The organism is Listeria cornellensis FSL F6-0969 (assembly GCF_000525855.1).
Classification (GTDB): Bacteria; Bacillota; Bacilli; order Lactobacillales; family Listeriaceae; genus Listeria_A; species Listeria_A cornellensis.
The window spans coordinates 16,222-39,870 of the sequence record NZ_AODE01000047.1 but is presented as its reverse complement, the minus strand read 5'-3'; the positions used below and the strand labels follow the sequence as shown (position 1 = coordinate 39,870).

Here is a 23,649-nt window from a genome sequence, read left to right as displayed (position 1 = left end):
TAATTATATGATATTTACGGATTCAAAATAATCGACTTCTCTGATTTCAATCTAGAAAAATCTTAAAATTTATGTAAATATAATAGTATTGATTTCATAACTAGCGGCACTAGTCCAACTCTCACGGACTAGTGCCACCTATTTGCTCTTACTACTGCACGACTACTGTTTTGCTAATCGTGTATACTCCGTCTTCCTTTACTTCTACTTTGATGATATCTCCAGCTACTAACTTGGCGTTGTTATATGTGTAATCGCCGTTGCTGTCTGTTGTAGGTGTTGTTTTTGTTGCGCCATTTAGACTAATACGAATTTGTGTATTAGCTACCGTTTTAATTGTCACTTTTTTATCTGTAACAAGGATCGGATTTACAGTCAAATCGTTTTCTGTTAGTGGCGCTTTTTTGACTGTTGTTGTTGCGGAAACAGTATAAACACCATTCATTTGCAACTCTACTTTAATAATATCGCCTAATTTCACTTTGCCAATACTGTATGTGAAATTACCATCCTTGTCGGAAGTGATATTATTTTTTGTAACACCGTTAAGACTAATCCGAATACGGGCATTAGGTTGGCTAGCTTTACCTGTCATAACCGTCTGAGTTGCATTCATATCATTGATTGCAATCGTATCAAGACTTGCCCCAGCTGATACAGTCACTTCTTTAGCTACTGCGAACACACCTTCTACCTTCATTTCTACTTTAACGATGTCTCCTACAGCTAATTTACTATTGTTGTAAGTGAACTGACCAGTAGCATTTGTTGTTATATTTATTTTTGTCACACCGTTAATACTAATACGAATTTGTGTATTAGGTTTTAACGTGCTACCAGTTATTTTTTTATCTGATGCTGCAACAGGATTAACTGTCAATTCACTAGATAAATCAGGTGCTTTTGTTACTGTTATTTCTTTCGAATTGCTATAGGCGCCGTTAACGCGTAATTCCACTTTCACTACATCGCCTTCGTTAACTTTACCAATTGAATAAGAATATTTTCCTTCTGCATCTGAAGTTCTAATTGTTTTTGTTGCACCATTTAGGCTAATACGAACTTGAGAATTTGGCGTATTCGTTACACCAGTGACTACTTTATCTATATCGCTCATTGCATCGATAGTAAAGTCATTCGCTGAATTTTCGCCACCGTTTTCACCGCTAGAATCTTTCACTGTAAATTCTTGTGACACTGCATAAATACCATTTACTTTCATGTCTACTTTAACAACATCTCCAACTTTAAGTGCCGCCGTATTAAACGTGAAATCACCGGTTGTAGGGTCTGATTGCTGAGTGCTCTTTGTAGCACCATTGATACTTAGACGTACAGTTGTATCAGCTTCTTCGGTAACACCTGTTACTGTTCGTGCACCAGATTCTGATTCATCAAGAGTCAAGCTCGATGGATCTACAATACCCTCTGTAACTGTTGTTTCTTTCCAAACAGAATACGTACCCGCAGATTTCATTTCTACTTTGATTTCTGTTCCTACTGGTTGATTAGCAATGTTGAATACATAAATTCCATTTTCATCACTTGTTTTCACAGATCGTGAAACGCCATTGATGCTAAGACGGAATTGCACATTCTCTGTTCCTTTACCTGTAATGAGGCGGCTAAAGGTTGTTACGCCTTCTAGAGACATCGCTTCGGTGTCAACTATAACATTGGTTGTAGCAGTGGCTGTAACAACATTTTTCTCATATAGCTTAACCTCAACAAGTGCGCCCTCTTTCAAATAACCTGATTTGAAATTGTAGTTACCATTTGCATCTGTTGTTGCTGTACGTTTTTGTTGACCATCTACGAATAAGCGTACCGATTGGTTCGGCTTATCCTTCGCTTGACCTGTTACTACTTTATTAAGTGTCGTCACAGTATTTACTGTAATAGCATCTACTTCATTTACATTGACAACTGTTGTCTTACCAACATATTTCGCGGCTGTTAAATAGTTACCAGACTGATCTTTATAGCGAGCCTCAATTACAGCTCCTTTTGGTTGGTTGCCTATTGGTGCAGAGAATGTACCATCTGCATTAACAGATGCAACAGTTTTGTTAACATTATTTACCAATAACAAAATTTGTTTCACATCGTAATTACTTACATCCACTTTTCCTTCAACAACCGTATCCGTAATCGTCACTGGATTAAGTTTTGGCTGTGGGTAATCTGAAATCGTGATTGTTACTGATTTTGATGTACCATTTGCAAGTTTTGCAGTAATGTTCACTTTGCCTGCTGCTTTGTATACTACCGCTCCTGTTGTCGCATTAACTGTTGCTTTTGTAGTATCGGATGAAGACCATGTTACTTTTTGACCTACTGGTGTCGTTGTTGCTGTTAATTGTTCTGTACCGCCAACTAAACCTTTGCTGATATTTTCATTAATCTTAATGTCTGATGCTTTTACTTCTGATTCCACTGGGTCACTTGTGTTTCCAGCGGCATCTTCTGTTGTAAATTCAATTACAGCTCCTGGTTTTTGAGCTGGGAATGTGATAGTGAAACTACCATCTGGATCAACAGTTGCTTCTCCAATTTGGTTACCATCTTCATCTTTAACGATAACTTTACCTGGATATGGCGCCTTACCTTCTACCTCTGTTGTTGTATCATAGATAGGTTGATCAATAATTGGTTTTCCAATAACTTTGTTAGTAATATTGATAGTTACATTATCTGTTTTACCATTTGCAAGTTTTGCAGTTACCTTAACTAATCCAACACCTTTATACGTGATTACACCTGTTTTAGCATCAATTGTCGCTAAGTTTTTGTTTGATACAGACCACGTTACTTCTTGACCTACTGGTGTTGTTGTTGCAGTTAATTGTTGTTCATTACCAACAAATGCTGGTGCTATATCTTTTGCAATCATGACTGCTGTTGCTTGTACTGTGATTACTTCTGGTTTACTTGTATTACCTTTATCATCTTCTGTGATGAACTCTACTTTTTTCCCTTCTTCTTGTTCTGGGAATGTAACCGTAAAGCTACCATCTGGATTGACTTCAGTTTCACCGATTGTATTGCCATCTTCATCCTTCACAACGACTTTACCTGGGTACGGTGCTTTTCCTTCCAATTCAGTTGTTGTATCATAAATTGGTTGATCAATCACAGGTTTTTCAAGTACTTTTTTCGTGACGTTAAAAATAGCTGTAGAGGTCGCTGTATGGCTATTTACTAGCGTTGCTGTAATATAAACTTTTCCTACTCCAACAAATGTAACAAGTCCATTTGAATCAACGGTAGCAACAGTTTCATCGTCTGATGTCCAATAAACTGGTTGTCCTACTGGATTTGTCGTTACAGTTAGTTGCTTCGTATCACCAACATATGCATTAAGAATTGCTCTTGTTTGATCAATAGTAACAGTAGCAGCTGTGATATTTACTGGTAGTGGTGTACTGAAATTACCTTTACCATCCTCAGCTACAAAAGAAATCTCTTGGTTAGCCATGATGCCTGGGATAGTCATTATAAATTTCCCATTGCTGTCTACCGTTGCTGTTCCAACCGCGTAACCGTTTAGATAAGCGACTACTTTATTTGCTGGTTTAGCTACAGTTCCAACAACCTCTCTAGATACATCAAAAATTGGGTTTGTTTCTAGTGTTGGCATATCAATTTGTACGCTTGTCACAGTAATCGTGATAGTATCTGATTTACCATTGGCAAGTTTTACCGTGATCGTTACCGATCCAGCCTTTTTGTATGTCACAAGGCCTGTTGTTGCATTAACCGTTGCAACAGCTGCATCCGAAGTCGACCATGTAACGGCTTGCCCTGCTGGTGTCGTTGTTGCTGTTAAACTTTGCGTGGCGCCAACTTTTCCTGTTGTTACTTTTTCGTTGATAGTGACTGTCGAAGCTATAACATTCACACTTATTGGGTTACTCTCGTTACCTTTTTCATCTTGTGCTACGAAATTAATCGTCGTTCCTGGATCTTGCTTAGGAAATTCTACTGTGAACGTGCCATCTGGATTCACCGTTGCTTCTCCAAGTATATTGCCATCTTTATCTTTCGCGATAACTTTTCCTGGTGCCGGCGCTGTTCCTGATGCTTCTGTGGAATCATCATAGATTGGTGTTGTTACTTTCGGTGCTTCAATTACCTTTTTCGCTACTTGAATAATGACTTGTGAAAATGAACCATTAGCTAGTGTTGCTTTCACAACAACTGTCCCTGCTTTTTTATACTCTACAAGTCCCGTTTCGTTCACTGTCGCAATGCTGGCATCTGATGTGCTCCAAGCTACTGGTAAACCAACTGGTGTCGAAGATGTTGTCAATTGCGCTGTATCACTAACAAAACCACTGCCTGGGTTCTCATTAATTTTTACAAACGATTGTACAACGATAACATTCACTGGTAAGCTCAGATTGCCTCGCTTATCTTGTGCTACAAAATTAATCATGTTCCCAGCCATTTGCGTTGGGATTGTCATGCTGAACTTGCCATCCGTACCTACACTTGCTGTTCCGATAGGAAGTCCAAATGCGTACGCTGTAACCATTGTAGCTTTCGATTGACCATTTTCTTTCGCTGTTCCTTCGATTGTCGTTGTCACATCATAAACTGGCGATGTGGTAAGCACCGGTTGATTGACAGCTAAAATTTCGTTCGTAACGGTGATATTGATTGTATCAGTTTGCCCATTCTTCATAGTTACTGTAATACTAACGTTACCAGGACTAACATACGTAACAAGACCTGTTTTAGCATCTACTTTCGCTACTTTGTCATTCGATGTAGACCATGCTACATCCAAGCCCGCTGGTGTTGTTGTCGCAGTTAACGTCTGCGTATCTTGTACAAATCCTGCTGTAATATTTTCATTAATTTTCACCTTCGCTGTTGCTACTGTAGCTGCTGTTGGCATACTTTCATTTCCATTCGCATCTTTCGCTACAAATTCAATCACGTCATCTGCTTTTTGCGCTGGGAATAACATGGTAAACTTCCCGTCCGTACCCACTGTTGCTGTTCCAACTGGTTTTCCACCAACGTATGCTGTAACAGTTCCTGGTGTTGGCGCTGTCCCTGACGCTTCTGTTGTTGTATCGTAGATTGGCGTCGTTACTTTTGGTCCACTTTTCACAGTGATTGTGATGGTGTCTTTCTTACCATTTGCAAGTGTTGCTGTAATCGTTACAGAACCTTCTGCTTTAAACGTTGCGACACCCGTTGTTTTGTTCACTGTTGCCGTGTTTGTATTAGAAGATGTCCATATCACTACCGCGTTGGCAGGTGTTGTCTTCGCTGTAAGATTTGCTGTTTTACCTACGAAGCTACTTGCTAACGTCTCATTGATTTTAATGGTTGTTTCTTGTACATTCACTTCGATTGGGTCACTCTCGTTGCCTCTTTCATCTTCGGCTACGAATTCAAGTTTCGTTCCTGGGTCTTGTTTCGGAAACTCCACCGTAAAGCTACCATCTGGATTTACTTCCGTTTCTCCAAGGACGTTACCATTTGGATCTTTGACGATAACTTTTCCTGGATACGGCGCTGTTCCTGATGCTTCTGTGGAATCATCATAAATCGGTGTTGTCATTTCTGGTTTTTCGACAACTTTACTTGTTACTTGAATAACAACTTGAGCAGAAGAACCGTTAGCTAATGTCGCCTTTATCGTGACACTTCCTACACCTTTATACGTCACAAGCCCTGCTGCATTTACAGTTGCAACGCTTGATTTAGAGGAAGACCATGTAACAGCTTGTCCTGCTGGTGTTGTCGTCGCTGTTAGTTGTTGCGTTTCTTTTAAATATCCTTCCGTTACGTCTTCATTAATTTTGACATCGGACGCTACAACCTTCATATTAACAGGGGTACTGACGTTTTCTTTATTATCTTGTGCCACAAAATTGATATTCTGTCCTGCAACTTGCTCCAGAATATCCATTGTGAACTTCCCGTCTACGACTTCCGCTGTTCCAACTGGTAAACCAAATACGTAAGCGACGACTCTATCAGCCGTAGATGTTCCTGTCACTTTTGTTGTGATATCATAAATTGGGTTTGTTGTAATTACTGGTGCATCAACATGAAGGACTTCATAGGTCACATTGATTGTAATGCTATCTGTTTTACCATTCGCAAGGGTTGCTGTAACTCGTACAGATCCCACACCAGTATACGTAACAAGTCCAGTTTTCGAATCAACCGTTGCTACTTTACTATTCGATGTTGTCCATGTTGCTTTTTGATCTTTCGGTGTCGTTGTTGTGGTTAGTTGTTTCTTATCTCCTACATAACCAGATGTCACGCGCTCATTAATTTTAACTGTGGAAGCAATGACTTCTACCTCGACTGGGTTACTTTCATTCCCTTTCGCATCTTCCACAATAAATTCAATGACTGAACCTGGGTCTTGCTTTGGAAACTCGATAGTAAAGCTACCATCTGGATTTACTTCTGCTTCTCCGATGATATTACCATCTTCATCTTTAGCAACAACCGTTCCTGGCGCTGACGCTGTTCCTGATGCCTCTGTTGAATCATCGTAGATTGGTGTTGTAATCTCAGGTGTGTCTAATACTTTTTTTGGTTACTTTAATCGTTGTTGTTGCAGTCGCCCCACTCTTCAGTGTCGCTGTAATTGTAACTGATCCAACCGCTTTAAACGTAACAAGTCCAGTCTTCGAGTTCACGCTTGCTACTGAAACATTAGATGATTTCCATGTCGCTGCTTGATTAACTGGAGTTGTTGTCACAGTTAATTGTTGTGTATCACCAACGAAACCAGTCTTGCCAGTTTCATTAATTTTAATCGTGGATGCAAGAACTTCCACAGTAGATGGATTACCAGATACACCATTTGCATCTTCTGCTACAAACTGAATGTCCGATCCTGCTTCTTGAGCTGGGAATATAATGGTAAAATCACCATCATCGTCCGTTACAGTTCTTCCAATTTCCTCGCCGTCTACATATGCAACAACTGTGGATTCGGGCGTTCCTGTTCCTGTTACTTCTGTTGTAAGATCATAGATTGGCGTCGTCACTTCTGGCGTCCCAATAACAGTAATCGTCACTTTTGCCGATTTTCCGTTAGCAAGTTTGGCGATTATATCTACCGTCCCAGCTGCCTTAAATGTAACTACACCTGTTGTAGTATTCACTGTAGCGACACTAGATTTAGAAGATGACCACGTTACTTTTGCATCTTTTGGCGTCGTTGTTGCAGTTAATGTTTCTGTTTTACCTACAAAGCCACTCGTAATTTTTTCATTTATTTTAATCGTTGTTGCTTTGACTGTCTCTTTTGTTGGGTCGCTTTCATAACCGTTCGGCGTTTCTGCTTTAAACTCGATGACAGATCCTACGCCCTGTTCTGGGAAAGTAACAGTAAACGTGCCATCTGGATTCACCGTGGCAGAACCTATTTTTTCACCGTCTACATACGCATTCACTTTACCTGGTGCTGGAGCTGTTCCAGTTACTTCTGTCGTCGTATCATATACTGGTGTTGTTATCTCTGGACCAGCTACTTTAGATACATCGACCTGAACAGTCGCTGCTGTACCACTCGAAATTGTTGCTGAAATTGTCGCTGTTCCTGCTGATTTGTAAGTGACAAGTCCCGTTGTACTAACGCTCGCTACCGCTGGGTTAGATGAAGTCCATACAACTGGAAGCCCTGGTGGGTTTGTCGTTACGTTTAACTGCTCGGTATTACCGACGATTCCTATTTTTTTAGCGCGTGTAATTTCAATGGTTGCCTTTTCTACAAGTCTAGTAGTGAAATCACTATGATTACCTTCTTTATCTACCGCTGTAAAGTAAAGTGTTTGACCTGCTTGTTGTTTCGGAAATTCAATTGTGAATCTCCCCCCTACCACAATAGCTTCGCCAATTTTCAATCCAGATTGATTATAGACAAAAATCTTATCAGCTGTAGAAGTCCCACTAACTTGCGTATCTACATCATAAATAGTCGGAGCCGTTATAACTGGTGCTGATACTTCATTAGCAATAACAGTTGTACTAGCACTAGATGTCTTACCATTCGCCAATTTTGTTACAGTTGCTGTAATAACAGATCCTGCGGATTGTTTAGAAATCGGTAAGTCATAGTTCCCGTTTATATCCACCTTTCCACTAGCAATAAGTGTTCCACCATTTCTCAGCTCAATATTTCCATTTGGCTCTCCCGTACCAGTAACTCGAGTATCTAACTGAGTTACGCCATTAATGGTAGTCTGAACGATAGTATTATCTTTCACTATTGTAAAAGCTGTTTCAAATTTGCCATCTGCGATTACAGTTGCTACTACCGTACTGCCTGCTGGTTGTGGTAGGATTGGGAATTGATAGCTACCGTCAGGTTGAATTACTCCAGAAGCAATTGTTGTAAATCCATTTGTAATCGTGATAATTCCACCTGGCTCACCTGTTCCACTAACGGTATTAGAATCTGTTGTCAACTCATCGATAGTTGTTTTTGCCATATTACCTGGCTGCACTATGGTTTCCGTGATATACATTCTATTTATATTGTGCGCGTCATGCTCTATACCATCTATAACTGCACCAGCCTCTTGTCTAGGAATAGTGATAGAATATCTACCACTTGAAAGTACAGACCCAGTTGCAATAGTCTTACCATTTACCGCAAACGCTAGCAAAAAGTTAGGCTCTCCGGATCCAGTTATCACGGTTGAATCTGCCGTTACTGTATCAATTGTAAGTGGTTTAAAGTTATCAACGCCTGCTTTCACTATGGTTGTCGTCGTATTCTTTCTAGCACTATTAGTCCGATCATACTCCGTGCCTTCTATAACTGTACCAGCCGTCTGTTTAGGAATAGTGACAGAATATCTACCACTTGCAGGTATAGTCCCAGTTGCAAGAATATTACCCTTTGCCGAAAAAAACCAGCGAAAAGTTAGGCTCTCCGTATCCAGTTATCGTGACTGAATCTGCTGTTACTGCATCAATTATGAGTGGTTGAAAGCTACCAACGCCGCCGCCGCCAGCAGCTGTAACAGTAGTGTTCGCTGTAGATTCACCATAACCCGGTTTCACTACCTTTGCATACACCACTACATTTACAAGCTGTTTAGCAATTGGAAGTGAGTATTTACCGTCAGAACCAACTGTTCCAGTAGCTATTGTGGTACCATACGAATTGGTAACTGTTACAGATCTATTGGGCTCTCCCGTCCCACTTACAGTAGTTGAAGACGTAGTAACTCCATTAATGGTAGTTTTAGCCATATTTACAGGGCGCGATTCTCCACGTACTGTTCTAGTTGTTTCCTCACCGTTTCCCCTAAATGTTATTCTTTCTCCGCCCCTCACTGGCCTGTTAAAAAATACTGTATAGGCTGTAGCTGTGGTTGTAGCGAATGTAATAGAACCACCACCTATACTTTCTCCACCAACGCTAGCTGTTGCTCCAGTGCCAACTGGAAATGGACGTCCAGCAGCAATTACAATCTGAGTATCTCCATCATATATGAGATCAATAGACCTAAATAGACCCATAGCTGGACCACCTATAAACTCTCGTTTTCCTGGAATTTCCGCCGGCGATTGTTGATTATTTTTTTCTAAATCATCCGAAATTAACTCACTATCTTGCACACTTGTCGGCGATTGTTGATTATCTTTTTCTAAATCATCCGAAATTAACTCATTACCTTGCACACTTGCCGGCGATTGTTGATTATTTTTTTCTAAATCATCCGAAGTTAACTCACTACCTTGCACACTTAATGGAGATACGATATTTGCAGTGATGATAGAACCTATTAAGGCTGTATGAGCCCATTTTTTTTGTTTTATTTAAAATATTTTTCTTCTTGTTCATATTGTCATTTTCCTCTTTCCTTATTCAATATATTTTTCAAATCCCAATTTGCTGCACAATCTAATTTCATCAACCGCCTCCCTTAAAAAGAATATCATTTGAATTTTCCAGTAATATTATAAGTGCAAGTAAGATGATTCACCCATGTTTCAAACGATTGATAAACCTTGTGCTTGCATAGAGTACAACTTTTCCTTGTCAAATACTAATCCCTTTGCATTCCGCTGAATCAAAATGCCTTCTCGTTCCCAACCCCTTAATAGCTCATTTAACCGTGAATGGCTTGCTCTGAGAAATTGTGCTAATACTTTTTGATTCACAGTTAACGGCAGTTCAATTTCTCGTCCATTTCGCGATAAATCAAATTTTTCTTCCCAACGTACAACGAGATCTATGAGTCGATTTGCTAGCGATTGATTTTTCTTATTATATAGACTAATAAACAGGTACTCCTGTTGTACTGACTGCTCCAATAGCGTTATAAACACTTTGGGATTAACATACATATGGTCTATGAGATACTCTCTATCAACAAGTAAAAACTCACACTGCTCTAGTGCTTGTATCCGGTACTCAAATTCAAAGTCCTTATCATAAATAAGAGATGGACCTATTATTTCATTAGCACCTATTATCATTGTAGCTACCCACACGTCATTATTATTTATTTCCAAAACCGCGAGGCCCGTTTTCAATAAAAATAAATCATCCGCTCCTTCGACTTTAGGATACAAAATTTCATCAGGGGCATATACTTTGCTTTTTATATACCGATTTGCCAAGTATTCATTTTGCATTAAAAAAAACGCTCCAGTTTATTATCATCCACCTCGTTTTTTATATTACTTTTATAACTGAACCAATTTCATAGTTCAAAAGCGTTGCGGCACAATGAACTTCAGAATGTCAAAAGAGGTTGCCTCCCCATGCCACTCATGTAAATACCAAAAAACAACTACTGTCAGGTTTTCAAATCTCTTTGTCTGCGCTATTCTGAAATGAAATGGGTTATTATTCCTGCAAAAATAAAAGCTATGTTATGAAATTGATTCAACTATACATTCAACTATACAGATTAATTTCAAAACTAAAATTCTCTTCGGAGGAAATTCAGTTTTTTTTTTTACTTTTGTGTATTTATCAGTTTTTTTTGCTAAGGTACTCGTATTGATGCCCTCTAAACCAAGTAAATTAAAGTTTTTTCCGATAAGAAGAGCATTCCACATCATTATTCTGTCACATTTCTGTCATAGATTTGATTATAATTAATAACAATCAAATAACTCCATTTGTTACACCCTCTCCTAACAAATATAATTGTATCAGGTTTATTTCTCTCAATTATTCTAGTATTCTATTTTGAAACCAGAAAAAAAAAGCACAAAACTATACAATGCTACCTAGGCAAAATATGATGAAACATTTAAAGTACATGTGGTACAAGAATATCTAAAAGGGAAACAAAGCTTTGAGTTTCTAGCGAATAGATATGACATATGTAATAGAAGCCAACTACGCAAATGGAGAAATCAGTATCTGGCCTTTGGCCAAAAAGCATTCATCAAGAAAAAGAATCGTGTTTATACTGTTCAAATGAAACTAGATGTATTACACTTTATGAAAACGACGGGTGCTTCTCTTCAAGAAACAGCCAACCATTTTCAAATTCCAGATTATGTATTAATCTCTACATGGAAGAAAAAAACTACTGGAAGAGGGTGCATATGCACTTTCGAGACCAAAGGGCGCCCTTCATTGACTCATAAACCAAAGAAAGTAAAAACGAAAGAGATGACACGGGAACAACAGTTAGAATAGGAAAATGAGGTATTACGAGCGGAGCTAGCATTCATAAAAAAGCTCCGAGCTTCTGGGGGAAATATTCCGAGCCATCTGCTAAGATCCAAGCTCGAATCATCCGGGAGCTTCGACAAACATTCCGATTGACGCTACTTTTGAAAATCACGGTATGCCTAAGTCTACGTATATGTATTGGCAAAAACGATTAGATATCCCAGCACCCGATAGTGATTTAGAGAGAGTCATTCAGTCTATTTATGAGGAAAATAATCAAGGCTATGGGCATCTTCGTATAGGCTTGTCATTACGAAAACGTGGTATCGTGGTAAATTACAAAAAAAATACTAAAAATAACACGCAAATTAGGGATTCTATGTACAAAATACACTCGGAAATCTAGAAAGAAACATCAGGCTTATAAAGGAAAAGTTGGCGCTGTTGCTAAAAACAAAATTCGCTGCCGCTTCAAAACGCCCTTATACTATCAAAAATTAACAACGGATATTACAGAATTTAAGGTAGGCAAAGATCAAAAGCTATATCTAAACCCAATTATGGATATGGCGACCGGGGAGATTATTTCTTATCAAATGAATGAGCGTCCAAACTTGGCTTTTGTACTTGAAACTTCGGAACATGCATTCATGCACCCTAGCGGGTGACTATCCATTCTGATCAAGGGTAGCACGCACTATCAACATAAAAAATGGGGAGCTCTTTTGAAGAAGAACAGGGTTTATCAAAGTATGTCCCGTAAGGGAAATTTCTTTGGTTTGTTAAAGCAAGAGATGTATTATGGGTGTGTGTTTCAGACTTATCAGTAATTAAAACAAGCAATAGATACGTATATTGATTACTACAATCATCGACGCATCAAATCAAAATTGGCTGGCTTGAGTCCGGTAGAATACCGTCTTCAGGCCAGCCAATAAGTTTAATTAATTTGGTCCAACTTTTTGGGTGTAGTACATAAAATAAATTTGGGGTTTTTTTCACCCCTACTTATAAGTAGCATATCAATGCTTTTGATATCCAACGTTCCCTTAGTGATAAAGGGTGTCCTTATGACAACGCCGTCGCAGAGAGTACCTACAAATCATTCAAAAAAGAATTTGTGTATCCTAATCATTTTCAAACATTGGAACAACTGAAAGTACAGCTCTTTGATTACTTGAATTGGCGGAATCAGATCCGGCTCCACGGTACGCCTAATTATCAAAGTCCAGTTAGTTTTCGCATCGCGAAATCCATGAGGAACAACAGCGTAACAGGCTAAATTCTGAGATACATATTTAGCTACGAAACAACTTATAAATTTTGTTCAAAAAAGGGGACCCATTCTAAATATGCTTCTTTTAATATAGTGATTAATCATGGCAATTTCACTGTCCCTTGGTGGGTAACTCAATAAAAAGGCAGGCGTGGATGTTTTATCCTGGATAGGTACATCTGAAATAATCAAATCTGCTACATCTTCGTCAACATTTGTGAATACATGTACTGGATAAGATATTAAATTTTCTAAAATAACCATCATAGCTGTCGTACTAGCTCTGTCTTTATTAGAAATATATAGGATATTTGTCTGTTTTGGTACATTGTTATTTAACAGTGTAAACAAAAACGTACTATAGTAGTATATAAGTTGTTTTTTATCTATTAGATTATATTGATTAAACTCCTTATAAACCATATCAATATAGTACTCTGCTTTCAAATAAACATTTGGTAGCGCAGATATATATATATCCGCTCTATCATGAAAATAGTCGTCAATGTATAGATCTGGCAGCATATAAGCGAGTGTATGTACCTTGATAAGATCTGACCAAATATTTTCATCAATACTAAGTATGCCGTCATATGCACACAACTGAACAAATTTTTCAGATAGTTGATAAGGAATCGTATAATTTTTTTTTGTGCCATTCTATGACATCATGAATCTTCACCTGAGACAAGCTCGTTGATAAAGGATAGAAACCATTGGCTAAGGCTATTCCCTTTATTTCATCCTGCATAATCGCGTTACTTCGCCAATGAAATATGCCTTCAAAATTTTCATTAATACGCTTTATAATTTGAGGCGGAATAATATTTTCTTCTATATTTGGCATATAATGTTTTTTATTTATCCGAAGAGCATAAATTGCAAACCGAAATTTGAGATGCTGAACTTCTAAAGCGTTCAAGTCAAGCAACGTCCTACTATTAATTAAGTTCGCATTAGCCTCCATTTGCTGTTCATTTAAGCTATAAAAAGGCCAATTTTCATTCTGGAAAGTTATCCAATACACGTTAAATAAAAAAAGCCCGCGCATACTTCTCATCCCCCATAATTTGCATAGTTCTAATATTTATATAGAGATGATTTTTCTTTAGAATATCTTTTAAGAACGCATTATGCTTATAAAAAAGACTAGCAGATATATGATTCTCTATACAGAACTGTTGAATGTTAAGTTGTTTCTGGAAGGCATTATCTAATATTTTGAAAGTTAGTGAGTTAGAAATATAATCAAATAGGATTGAATCTAGTCGAATATCTTTATGATTGATACGAATACCTTTATTTCGTTGTAAAGTTAAACCTAACCTTTGGCTTATAGGGCGTTGAAGAATATTTTGGTAACTAGTTGAAAATTGTGATTCTGAAATACTTAATTTTTCTGCAGCTTCTTTCATTGTTGTCCAGGTTGGTTGGTTGAGTAAAAGATGAATAATTTCTAGCTCTAATAGTTCCTTTTTATTTAAAAGAATTTTCAAAATGATCCCCCCATGCTGAGTCGTTGTATTGTGGTAAATACCCTATATTCAAAATGAGAAACAAAGATAGGATCAATACACAATTAGAAATCTCATTATATTCCTGCAATAATTTTAAATATGATGATATTGTGTTTACATATAATAAAAATAAGTTCATTTTCCTAAATTTATTTTCACCGAAGATAATTTCAATTTTTCAAAAGTTTGCTATCCTTGTTAAGGTAGTGGGAAAGCGCGATATGCGCCAATTCATAGTATAGCGCATTTCATAATTACGCTAGAAAGGAAGGCATCATGAGTAAAAAACTATTCTCACGGTTCCTTCCTTTCTGGTGGAGCTATTGCTTTATTTAAGTATACAAAAAATACCTACAGAATGCACTTCTTTTTTTGAAGTGTCCATTCTATAGGTACCATTGTACCTGGCCTCACCTACTATTTTTTAATATCATTATTTAGCTTTTTTTCGCATCCATTTTACTCTTAATAAACGAGAAAATCATCGGTAAAATCGATACGAAAATAATGCCTAATACAACAAGCGAGAAGTTCTCTTTCACAATAGGAATATTCCCGAAGAAATAGCCTGCCATCGTACAAAGAAGTACCCAGACTGTTGCGCCTAGTAGGTTGTAATTCAAGAAATAGCGGTAATTCATGCGACTTGCACCGGCTACGAATGGCGCGAAAGTACGGATGAATGGCATGAAACGGGCGATGAAGATTGTTTTGCCGCCATGCTTGTTGAAGAACGCTTCGGCTTTGTCCATTTTTTCTTGGTTGATGAATTTACCGAGCCAGCTGTCTGGCGGAATCGAAGTACCGACTTTTTTACCGATATGGTAGTTGACGGTGTCGCCCAGTACTGCGGCTACCCACAATACGATGAGGAGAACGATAATATTGAGCTCTGACCCTGGTAATACTGCCAAGGCCCCCGCTGCAAATAGCAAAGAATCTCCTGGCAAGAATGGGAAAATAACAAGTCCCGTTTCTATAAATATAATTAAGAAAATAATGACATACGTCCAAACGCCAAATGTATTGATAATTTCAACAAGATGTTGGTCTATATGGATGATAAAGCTGATCATCGCTTGAATAATATCCACGAATCTATCACGTCCTAATTCAAATTCTGCTATCTATTTGTCCACAGTTAGCTTCTATTGTAACATATTTATTGTTCATACTATATCATACCACAGACTTATTTACATAAACTTAATAAAAAACAAAATCCGCGCCCACTCAAAATTTCTGAGTGCAAACGCGGATTTTGCTTTTTTGATTATGCTTGCGCTTCTGAAAGATCGTCTGCTGTGCTTAGGCTGATTAAACCCGCTACACAAAGCAATACAATTGGGAGTAAGAACATCATGGATACGCTCATTGTGCAGGCTACGGCCGAAGCGATTAGCATGACGCCGCCTTTTAGCGGTGCTTTGTTCATGATAATGGCGCCGAACAAGCCGACGAATGACATACCCAGTGCTATGAAATTAAGAATCGTGAATACTAATGAATCCTCTTCCAAAATACGTGCAATGCTATCGACCGAAATAACGGTTAGGCTAAGCCCCATCGCGAGCAATGCTCCAATAATCCCCAATGTTTTCGCAAAATTCATCGTAAAAACTCCATTCGATAAACATATTTATCCGTTTTCGCGCATAAGCTAACGCAAACCTCTGGATACTTCTATGTTACCATTTTTACACACGGTTTGGCAACTCAATGAAACGGACAGCCGCCGCGTCTTACTGGGGTTATTTCAGTGCGTTCAAATGGTGATTCTTGATAGAAAAAATTCGGTTTGACGATCTTGTTTGGGTAGCGCCTGTGGAACATGTGCGTCGTCGCTGGCGAAACTGGCGGGATAAGCCACGCCCATTCACCGGTGACTTCGCGACCTGCCGCTTGTTCGTTGGTTTCAAACTGGCCAAATTGGCGGGCCGCGGTATGGTGATCGACAATTTGGACTTTGGCTTTATGATAGGAATCGATGACAGCGACGTTGAGTTCGACTAAAGCGCGATCCTTCCATAGAGAGTCGAGGCGTTTCGTGTTTAGTCCGATTTTTTCGGCGATGACGGCGAGCTTATTGTAACGCCCTTCATCCGCGAAATTCCGCGCGCCGATCTCGGTTTCCATATACCAACCGTTGAACGGCGCGGCTTGATACGTGATACCACCGATTTCGAGCTTCATTTCGGAGATAATCGGGACGGCGTACCAGCGCAAGCCAAGCTCGGCGATTTGTGGAAAATCCGGATGCGAAATTGGGACTTCAAGCACGAGTTCAGGTGGGATTTCGATGACGATTGGCGCAGCGTCCGCATTCTCTTGGATAACAAGCGGTAAAATATCAAACGCTGTGCGAGCCCCACGCCAGCCGAGCTTTTCGCAGACTTCTGTGAAGGAGACCGATGCTGGGTCGCCGATGATGCCTTGTTCTGACGCGTATCCTGCATAGCGAATTAGCTGGTGATTCCAAATCCGCGGACCTTCGTTACCCGGCTTGAAAATCGTGATGAAAGGCCTGATTTGTCCGCCGTTCGTTGCTTTTTCGATATGCGTGAACAGCGCTTCTTGGATTTCCGCCACAGTCGCAGCTTCGCGGGCATCAATGACTTGAATGCGATCCCAGAACAACCTGCCGACACAACGGTTACTGTTACGCCACGCCATTTTTGCGCCGATGGTTAGTTCTTCAAGTGTATGCGCGTATGTACCGGTTTGCGCGATAGTATCCATTCGATTTTGGAGCTCTGTCGCGTCTTTTTTCAATTCCGCATAGGACTTAGTTAGAAATTCGATGGCTTCTTCGGTATTCACTGACATTTTCACGGACTCCTCCTGAATCTTGATTATATATTTATTTTAACATACTATTTATCACAACAACATTGCACTATCATCCAATAAAAATGAAAAAACAGGGCTTTTCGTCAGAATATTTTGATATACTCTTAAAAATATATTTATTTTCATACCTTTACCTTTAGAAAAAGCTTATATCTATGGAAAACGTTACGAGAAGACTACTTACCAAGATTGATCAGTATACATTACATAAGTTGGCATGCCGCGCGTGCCATGATAATAAAAATAACACTAAGGAATCTAATTTCAGATTTCTTAGTGTTATTTGTTACTCAGCGACCCTTTTGTCCTGGTCTCCTCTTTTTATGGCTCTATACCAAATGTTAGAGCAGATTATTTTTTGGGGCGTATTCTTTTGGAAAATAACTTTCACAGATTCTAACAGCTTAGTTAGCAAATGGTCAGATACTGTTTCTACATAACTATATTGGCGAGCATTATAATCAATTGTGACCAGTTGATCTAGCAATACTTTCCCCGTTGTTTCCGTATCAGTTAGTAGTACGTAAAGCGGATATAATCGTTGGGTGTTACTTATAGGGGCAAAGACGGCGATATTTGCATATTCGCTTACTAGACGATGGCTCAGACAAATATAGGGCCTATAACTCTGTTGTTCATGCCCTTGCTTAGGATTTAGGTTGATCTTGATGATTTCTCCTTGTTTTACCATTTTTCGTCACCGATTGGTTCAAATTCTTGTAATTCAGATTGGAAAGGCTCACCTTGGTAATCTTTGAATAAATCTTCGATAGTCAAATCTGCAACCGTCTTGGTAAGAATCATTTGATTATCAACCACTTCAATATAAAGGTTATCATTCTCATGGATATTTAATGCGTTTAAAATATTATTTGGGAGACGAACAGCTTTACTGTTTCCCCACTTTTTAATACTAACTGTAGTCATAGAAATTACCTCCTTCTTTAATAACCTTATTATAACATAAAGTATCTACAATGTATATACTTTCGGAGAGCTAACTACTATTTGGCCATTTAGGATATAAAATAAATCGATTCAGAAAAAGGTCCGCTATGTTAACACAAGACATTATGGCTGAACTGTATATAGTACAAACTTACAAACAGTACGTGCACTTCATGCCGCGCGGGGCACGATAATAAAAATAACAAGGCTGGGACATAACCCAGATAAATCGGCGAAGAGCGCTCGCATTCAGGGAGTTCGGTGGACTTCCGGTTCTTCTAACGCATAACTTCTCGCATGGTCGGAAAAACTACTTCCTCCCTGCTTTCAGTCATCACATACACAGTATGCGCAGCTCTCCGGCTTCCATCAAATCCCCTGAATACAAACGCTTTCGCTCGATTTGTGTAAAGCAAAATTTTTCGTCTTACCCCAAAAAAAATGAGACGATTTTTACTTTATCTTGAGTTTATCCCAGTCTCGTTATTTGTTACTCAGCGACGCTTTTGCCCTTACCTCTTACTGATTAATTACATATTCCTTATATCTTTTAGAGGAATGGCTGCAAACGCTAAGTGCTTGGGATACATCTCCTTTTTATACAAAATAAAAATGATATTGCTGATAACCTTAGTGACGTGGATTATCAAGCAATAATTTTAAATTGGGAGGCTAAGAAAAACCATCGAGTACAGAGAGTACAGCAGTATTAAAAAAATTTAAAGGCTTGTTCATTCAAGCTTTTTGGTTTGCCCAGCATGGGCAAACCAAAAAGAACCAGCTGGGGAAGCTGGTTCAAAAAAGGGAGTTGTAAAGGATTCGCGCAATTAGAAAAAGGGGGGTAAAACTAATTGCCGTCCTTGTTTACATTCTCTATACTACAGTTCTTCAATGAAAGTTTGCAGGGATTTCTATGAGAATTTCATGAAACTTTCATTTTTCACTGTATTTTGTATCGAATCGTCCCTTGTGGTGTTATTTCAATAATGTCTAATTGCATCGTCTGCGTGAGACTTGTGACTTGGCCAATTTTTGTGTTGATTATCGCGCTGTCTGTATTTAGGTAGGAAAGCATGATGTTTTTAGCGAGATCGGTCGTTGTTGTCGGAATCTTTATTTGATCGGTTTCATCGCTTTTAAGTCGCTTCATGTCTAGGGTATTCTGCTGCCCTTCTACGTATATGAAAGCTTTTTGTGTTAATTTATTTAGTGATTTGTTGATGATATTGATTTCTAATGCCATTCTTGCTTCCTCCCATCATTCGTAATCGATTAGCCGGCCTTCATCATTCCACTTTCCGTACAGTTCGCCTTTTTCCGTCTTCTCAAAAAATGTCGCTAATCGCTTATCATACAACGCGCGCTCTTTCTTGACGGATTGGATGTTATCGAGTTTAATTCGAACGTATAAATCTGGTAGCTCCGCAAAATTTGCCGCGAGCGCTGCGTCTTCGTTTATTGCTTCTAAAATCTCCTCAAGTATTTCAAATTCTGCCTCTAAATCTGGTAATACGCGTTCACCATGCACAGTCATCAGTCCGAGCTTCTTCATCCGGCGTGCGCGCTCTTTGTTTAATTCTGTCCAATTGCTTTTTGGAACGCGATGGGAGAACCGTTGCGCAATATGTTGCTCGTCCAAGCCTTTTTTTGTGCTATCAATCCAGCCGAAACACAGAGCTTCTTCTACTGCGTCGATATATGTAAATTCATTTTGTTTTCGTGATAAGACTAGCCAGCAGTATTTATCGGTCTCGGCATTTTCTTCTAGCCATTTTCTCCACTCATTGCGATTTGTCGCGTGTACTTGGTTATCTATCTCCATCGAAATCCCCTCCTGTTTTTATTATCGCATAATTATTGTTTCGTGCAAAATGGGAGATTCTCTTTGTTCATAACAGTCTTGGACGGATTAACAGCTCACTTTGTTCGCTCTTATATTGGGGGCGTAATTCTCTTCGTTCAAACGCCCCCAACAAAAAAACCAGCCGGGGAAGCTGGTTCAAAAAAGGGAGTTTGTTAAGGAATGTCGCAATTAGGAAAAAGGGGGGAAACCTAATTGCTGTCCTTGTTTACATTCTCTATATTACAGGGCTTTGATGAAATTCTTGCGGGGGTTTCATGAGAGTTTTATTAGAATTTATTTTTTTAATGGAAATCCGATTGGAAATGGTTCGGCGCTGGTATGATGGCCTATCATGTCTGTTTTCAGCAGAAATTTATTGTATTTTTTTTATGTAGCACCGTGTTAAGTCTTCAACTGTCGGCGCTAAATGCTTCGCTTGCATTTCTGTAAACTGCCCCAAAATAACGCCATTCGCTGCCTGAAAAACGCCAATTTGATCTAATTGGGCGAGGTAGGTTCTTATTTTAGCAACATCCCCACTGAGCGCTTCTAGGACAACCACTTTACCTTGAAAATTCGGCATGTAATCTGTGCCAGCAAGCTTTAAGAAACAACGAATATTGCCACCAATAATTTCGCCACCAATATTCCCATTATCCATCAAGATTTTATATGGGATTTCCTGATTATTCACCTCTATAAAACTATTTTTAAACTGCTCCAATTGTCGCTCGGCATTATCACTCGCAAGGTGAAGCAGCTGATAGTTATAGCCTCCAATGCCCGTTTTTGCATAAATAGCATTCTGGATAACGGTCAAATCGCTGTATCCGATAAATGGTTTATTAGCCGCCTGAATTTGCTTGAAATCTAAATATGGCAGGATTTCATTGGCTAAATCTCCACCGGAAATATCAAATATTGCCTTAATTTCGGGATTTTGATACAGTTGCATCAATGCTTCTGCACGCTCCTCGGGGCCACCGCTTGCAAGATTCTTTTCTGTCCGAAAAATTGTCGCCGCACGTTCACTTTTCATTGCAAAATTGGTGAAAAGTAGCTCCTCTACGTGAGCGATATCTCCCTCTCGTTCTGGATCACGACCATTGGAACAGGCGATTAAGCCAATTGTGTCACCTAATTGTAGCATTTTCCTCGCCTCCATTCCTCTCTTCTTAGTTTATCACAAGTATGTACGCAAAAACACCGACGCCTGGTTAGTCCAGCATCGGTGTTTTTAAGAGAGGTATGAAAAAAGGTGAGAAACAATGCAATTACTCTAAAAGGGAGTTAAAAAGTAATTGTTGTTGTCTACAAAACCTATATTACAGGACAATCATGAATTTTCTAAGATGAAAATGTGAAATTTTTGTTAAGAAAGTAGTTTCTTGTATAATTCCAGAATTTCTTCGGTGTTTCTCCCTGTCTTGTCCTTTTTATATTTAACTTCTCAACCCGCGACCTTTTTCAATCAGATACCAACAAATCGCATAAAGCACCACGATAAACAGAATCAAAATCGCCATAGACCACAAGACCGAAATATCCGTTTTTCCGAGAAAGCCGAACCTAAATCCGGAAATCATATACACAATCGGATTAACTTTTGAAACGGCTTGCCAAAATGGAGGTAACATCGAAATCGCGTAAAATACACCACCAAGATACGTCAATGGCTGCAAAACGAACGTCGGTATTATCGATACATCATCAAAAGACTGCGCGAAAATTCCGTTCAATAACCCCGCTAACGAGAATAAAATGGCTGTCATAAGTAGCGTAATGACGACTAGTAGCCACGAATGAACAGCAAGTGGTACGAAAAATAGCGAAACCACCGTGACAAGCGCTCCGACTAGAATACTTCTGCCAATTCCACCGAGGACAAAGCCCCAAATAATAACATGTGTCGGTACCGGGGCAATCAATAACTCCTCAATATTTTTCTGGAACTTCTGCGAGAAGAACGAGGAAGACACATTGGAATAAGAACTAGTAATAACAGACATCATAATAAGTCCTGGTACGATAAATTCCATATAAGAAAATCCGCCGACCTGCCCGATTCGCCCACCGATCAGATTTCCAAAAATAACAAAATATAGCGATGTCGTAATCACTGGTGGTACTAAAGTTTGAATCCAAATACGCATATAGCGATTCGTTTCCTTGGCTGCTAAGCTTTTTAAGGCTGTAAAATAAAGATTAAACATGTTTCCCCTCCACTTGATGTGTCTCATCTGTGATTTTCAAAAATAATTCTTCCAATCGATTCGATTTATTCCGCATCGAAAGAACTTGTATTCCCTGCTTAGTGAGCTGCTCAAACAACTCATTCACGCCTTGATCACGTTCCACTTCCACAGAAAGCGTTTGGTCATCCTCCAAACAACTATTATAACCCGTAATCTCAGGTTTTTTATCAAAAGGCGCTAGATCAAAAATAAACGTCTCAAACTGCAGTTTCCCTAAAAGAGTTTTCATACTCGTATTTTCAATCAACTCACCCGACTGAATAATCCCGATATTGCGGCAAAGCATTTCCGCCTCTTCCAGATAATGCGTTGTCAAAATAATTGTTGTGCCGCCTATGTTCAACTCCCTCAAATAATCCCACATCTCACGTCTAAGCTCAATATCCACACCCGCAGTCGGTTCATCCAAAATAAGCAAACGCGGCTCATGCATCAAAGCACGCGCAATCATCAATCTGCGCTTCATCCCGCCAGAAAGCATCCGCGCACGCACATCACGCTTTTCCCAGAGACCCGATTGTTTCAAATACGTCTCGCTCCGTTTCAACGCCTCTTTCCGAGCAACCCCATAATAACCCGCCTGATTCACAACAATTTGCTGAACCGTCTCAAACGGATTAAAGTTAAACTCTTGCGGCACCAAGCCAATCTGCTGTTTCGCTCGCACTAAATCCGTATCAATATCATAATCAAAAACCTTCACTTTTCCCGATGTCTTATTAACAAGCGACGTAATAATCCCAATTGTCGTCGATTTCCCGGCACCATTTGGCCCCAACAAGGCATAAAAATCCCCTTCTTCAACCGTCAAATCAATCCCACGCAGCGCCTCAACGCCCGTCGCATAAACTTTTTTCAAGCCCGTTATTTCAAGTGCATATGTCATTTAATAACTATCTCCTTATTCATATCATTCTGTCCATCATTAGAAAGCAATTTCGTCATAGACCCCATAAAGTCCTTCACAAAATCCTCTCGTAACGTATAATAATGCCACTGACTTTTCTTCGTCACCGAAACAATCCCAGCTTTCTCCAAAGCCTTCATATGATGAGAAAGCGTCGGCTGCGTAAAATCAAAATGCTCCAACACATCACACCCACACAAACTCCCAGACGAAAGCAAATCAATAATCTTCATCCGATTCGGATCAGCCATAGCCTTAAGCACCAACGAAGTCCTCACATAATCCATCTCTACCCTCCCATACATAAATACTCACCTATGTTGAATATAGATTACCATGAATGTAATGTCAAGAATAAAAAACCTCCAAGTAAACTTGTAATTAAAAAATAAGCTCTTTATTCCTAACTAAGAATAAA

Annotated in this window: 18 protein-coding genes and 3 pseudogenes; 3 read left to right on the top strand and 18 right to left on the bottom strand. The window is 39.2% G+C overall.

The window, feature by feature from the left end; translation table 11 throughout:
- Positions 1-151 precede the first annotated feature (151 nt).
- The 4 genes from PCORN_RS19755 to PCORN_RS15835 form a co-directional block, all read right to left on the bottom strand.
- Positions 152-6,535: an Ig-like domain-containing protein gene (locus PCORN_RS19755; RefSeq protein ID WP_277620226.1), complete on the bottom strand. Its 6,384-nt coding sequence runs from the start codon at positions 6,533-6,535 to the stop codon at positions 152-154.
- Between the two features lie 13 nt (positions 6,536-6,548).
- Positions 6,549-8,747: an Ig-like domain-containing protein gene (locus PCORN_RS17655; RefSeq protein ID WP_051999552.1), complete on the bottom strand. Its 2,199-nt coding sequence runs from the start codon at positions 8,745-8,747 to the stop codon at positions 6,549-6,551.
- A 136-nt stretch (positions 8,748-8,883) separates the two neighbouring features.
- Positions 8,884-9,741 carry an Ig-like domain-containing protein gene (locus PCORN_RS15840; RefSeq protein WP_036082364.1) on the bottom strand — a complete coding sequence of 286 codons (858 nt, stop codon included), beginning with the start codon at positions 9,739-9,741 and terminating at the stop codon, positions 8,884-8,886.
- Positions 9,742-9,990: 249 nt separating this feature from the next.
- Positions 9,991-10,638 (bottom strand): Crp/Fnr family transcriptional regulator, encoded by a 648-nt coding sequence (locus tag PCORN_RS15835; RefSeq protein WP_036082361.1) that lies wholly within the window; start codon positions 10,636-10,638, stop codon positions 9,991-9,993.
- A 622-nt stretch (positions 10,639-11,260) separates the two neighbouring features.
- Between PCORN_RS15835 and PCORN_RS15825 the strand changes: the two are divergent.
- The 3 pseudogenes from PCORN_RS15825 to PCORN_RS18770 form a co-directional block, all read left to right on the top strand.
- Positions 11,261-11,659, top strand: a pseudogene (locus PCORN_RS15825) (transposase); the annotation flags it as partial.
- A gap of 728 nt (positions 11,660-12,387) precedes the next feature.
- Positions 12,388-12,573, top strand: a pseudogene (locus tag PCORN_RS21440) (IS3 family transposase).
- A gap of 83 nt (positions 12,574-12,656) precedes the next feature.
- Positions 12,657-12,878 (top strand): annotated as a pseudogene (locus PCORN_RS18770) (IS3 family transposase); the annotation flags it as partial.
- Between the two features lie 84 nt (positions 12,879-12,962).
- On the opposite strand, the gene PCORN_RS15820 reads toward PCORN_RS18770, so the two are convergent.
- The 14 genes from PCORN_RS15820 to PCORN_RS15755 form a co-directional block, all read right to left on the bottom strand.
- Entirely contained in the window at positions 12,963-13,514 is a 552-nt protein-coding gene (locus tag PCORN_RS15820) for a hypothetical protein (protein WP_036082357.1), read from the bottom strand.
- A 13-nt stretch (positions 13,515-13,527) separates the two neighbouring features.
- Complete coding sequence (locus PCORN_RS15815; protein WP_036082355.1) at positions 13,528-13,962, bottom strand: hypothetical protein; 435 nt, start codon at positions 13,960-13,962, stop codon at positions 13,528-13,530.
- The gene (locus PCORN_RS15810; RefSeq protein ID WP_036082353.1) at positions 13,940-14,407 is read right to left on the bottom strand and encodes a helix-turn-helix domain-containing protein; all 468 of its coding nucleotides are present in this window, start codon (positions 14,405-14,407) and stop codon (positions 13,940-13,942) included. The genes PCORN_RS15815 and PCORN_RS15810 overlap by 23 nt, the downstream gene beginning before the upstream one ends.
- A 458-nt stretch (positions 14,408-14,865) precedes the next feature.
- Positions 14,866-15,522 (bottom strand): DedA family protein, encoded by a 657-nt coding sequence (locus PCORN_RS15805; RefSeq protein ID WP_036082352.1) that lies wholly within the window; start codon positions 15,520-15,522, stop codon positions 14,866-14,868.
- A 179-nt stretch (positions 15,523-15,701) separates the two neighbouring features.
- On the bottom strand, positions 15,702-16,040 hold the full coding sequence (locus tag PCORN_RS15800) for a hypothetical protein (RefSeq protein WP_036067100.1): 339 nt from the start codon (positions 16,038-16,040) through the stop codon (positions 15,702-15,704).
- Positions 16,041-16,144: 104 nt separating this feature from the next.
- On the bottom strand, positions 16,145-17,254 hold the full coding sequence (locus PCORN_RS15795; protein ID WP_036082350.1) for a nitric oxide synthase oxygenase: 1,110 nt from the start codon (positions 17,252-17,254) through the stop codon (positions 16,145-16,147).
- Between the two features lie 310 nt (positions 17,255-17,564).
- Entirely contained in the window at positions 17,565-17,969 is a 405-nt protein-coding gene (locus PCORN_RS15790) for a type II toxin-antitoxin system PemK/MazF family toxin (protein WP_077913948.1), read from the bottom strand.
- On the bottom strand, positions 17,963-18,205 hold the full coding sequence (locus PCORN_RS15785; protein WP_036082349.1) for an AbrB/MazE/SpoVT family DNA-binding domain-containing protein: 243 nt from the start codon (positions 18,203-18,205) through the stop codon (positions 17,963-17,965). The genes PCORN_RS15790 and PCORN_RS15785 overlap by 7 nt, the downstream gene beginning before the upstream one ends.
- 961 nt (positions 18,206-19,166) lie before the next feature.
- Positions 19,167-19,469: a hypothetical protein gene (locus PCORN_RS15780; RefSeq protein WP_036082348.1), complete on the bottom strand. Its 303-nt coding sequence runs from the start codon at positions 19,467-19,469 to the stop codon at positions 19,167-19,169.
- Positions 19,470-19,484: 15 nt separating this feature from the next.
- Entirely contained in the window at positions 19,485-20,048 is a 564-nt protein-coding gene (locus PCORN_RS15775) for a YdeI/OmpD-associated family protein (protein WP_036082347.1), read from the bottom strand.
- Positions 20,049-20,442: 394 nt separating this feature from the next.
- Positions 20,443-21,219: an LD-carboxypeptidase gene (locus PCORN_RS15770; protein WP_159102623.1), complete on the bottom strand. Its 777-nt coding sequence runs from the start codon at positions 21,217-21,219 to the stop codon at positions 20,443-20,445.
- A gap of 292 nt (positions 21,220-21,511) precedes the next feature.
- Positions 21,512-22,282 (bottom strand): ABC transporter permease, encoded by a 771-nt coding sequence (locus tag PCORN_RS15765; protein WP_036082346.1) that lies wholly within the window; start codon positions 22,280-22,282, stop codon positions 21,512-21,514.
- Positions 22,275-23,210, bottom strand: a complete 936-nt coding sequence (locus tag PCORN_RS15760) for an ABC transporter ATP-binding protein (RefSeq protein ID WP_036082345.1) — start codon at positions 23,208-23,210, stop codon at positions 22,275-22,277. The genes PCORN_RS15765 and PCORN_RS15760 overlap by 8 nt, the downstream gene beginning before the upstream one ends.
- Positions 23,207-23,518 (bottom strand): ArsR/SmtB family transcription factor, encoded by a 312-nt coding sequence (locus PCORN_RS15755; RefSeq protein WP_036082343.1) that lies wholly within the window; start codon positions 23,516-23,518, stop codon positions 23,207-23,209. Before PCORN_RS15755 ends, PCORN_RS15760 begins: the two co-directional genes overlap by 4 nt.
- Between the last annotated feature and the right edge of the window lie 131 nt (positions 23,519-23,649).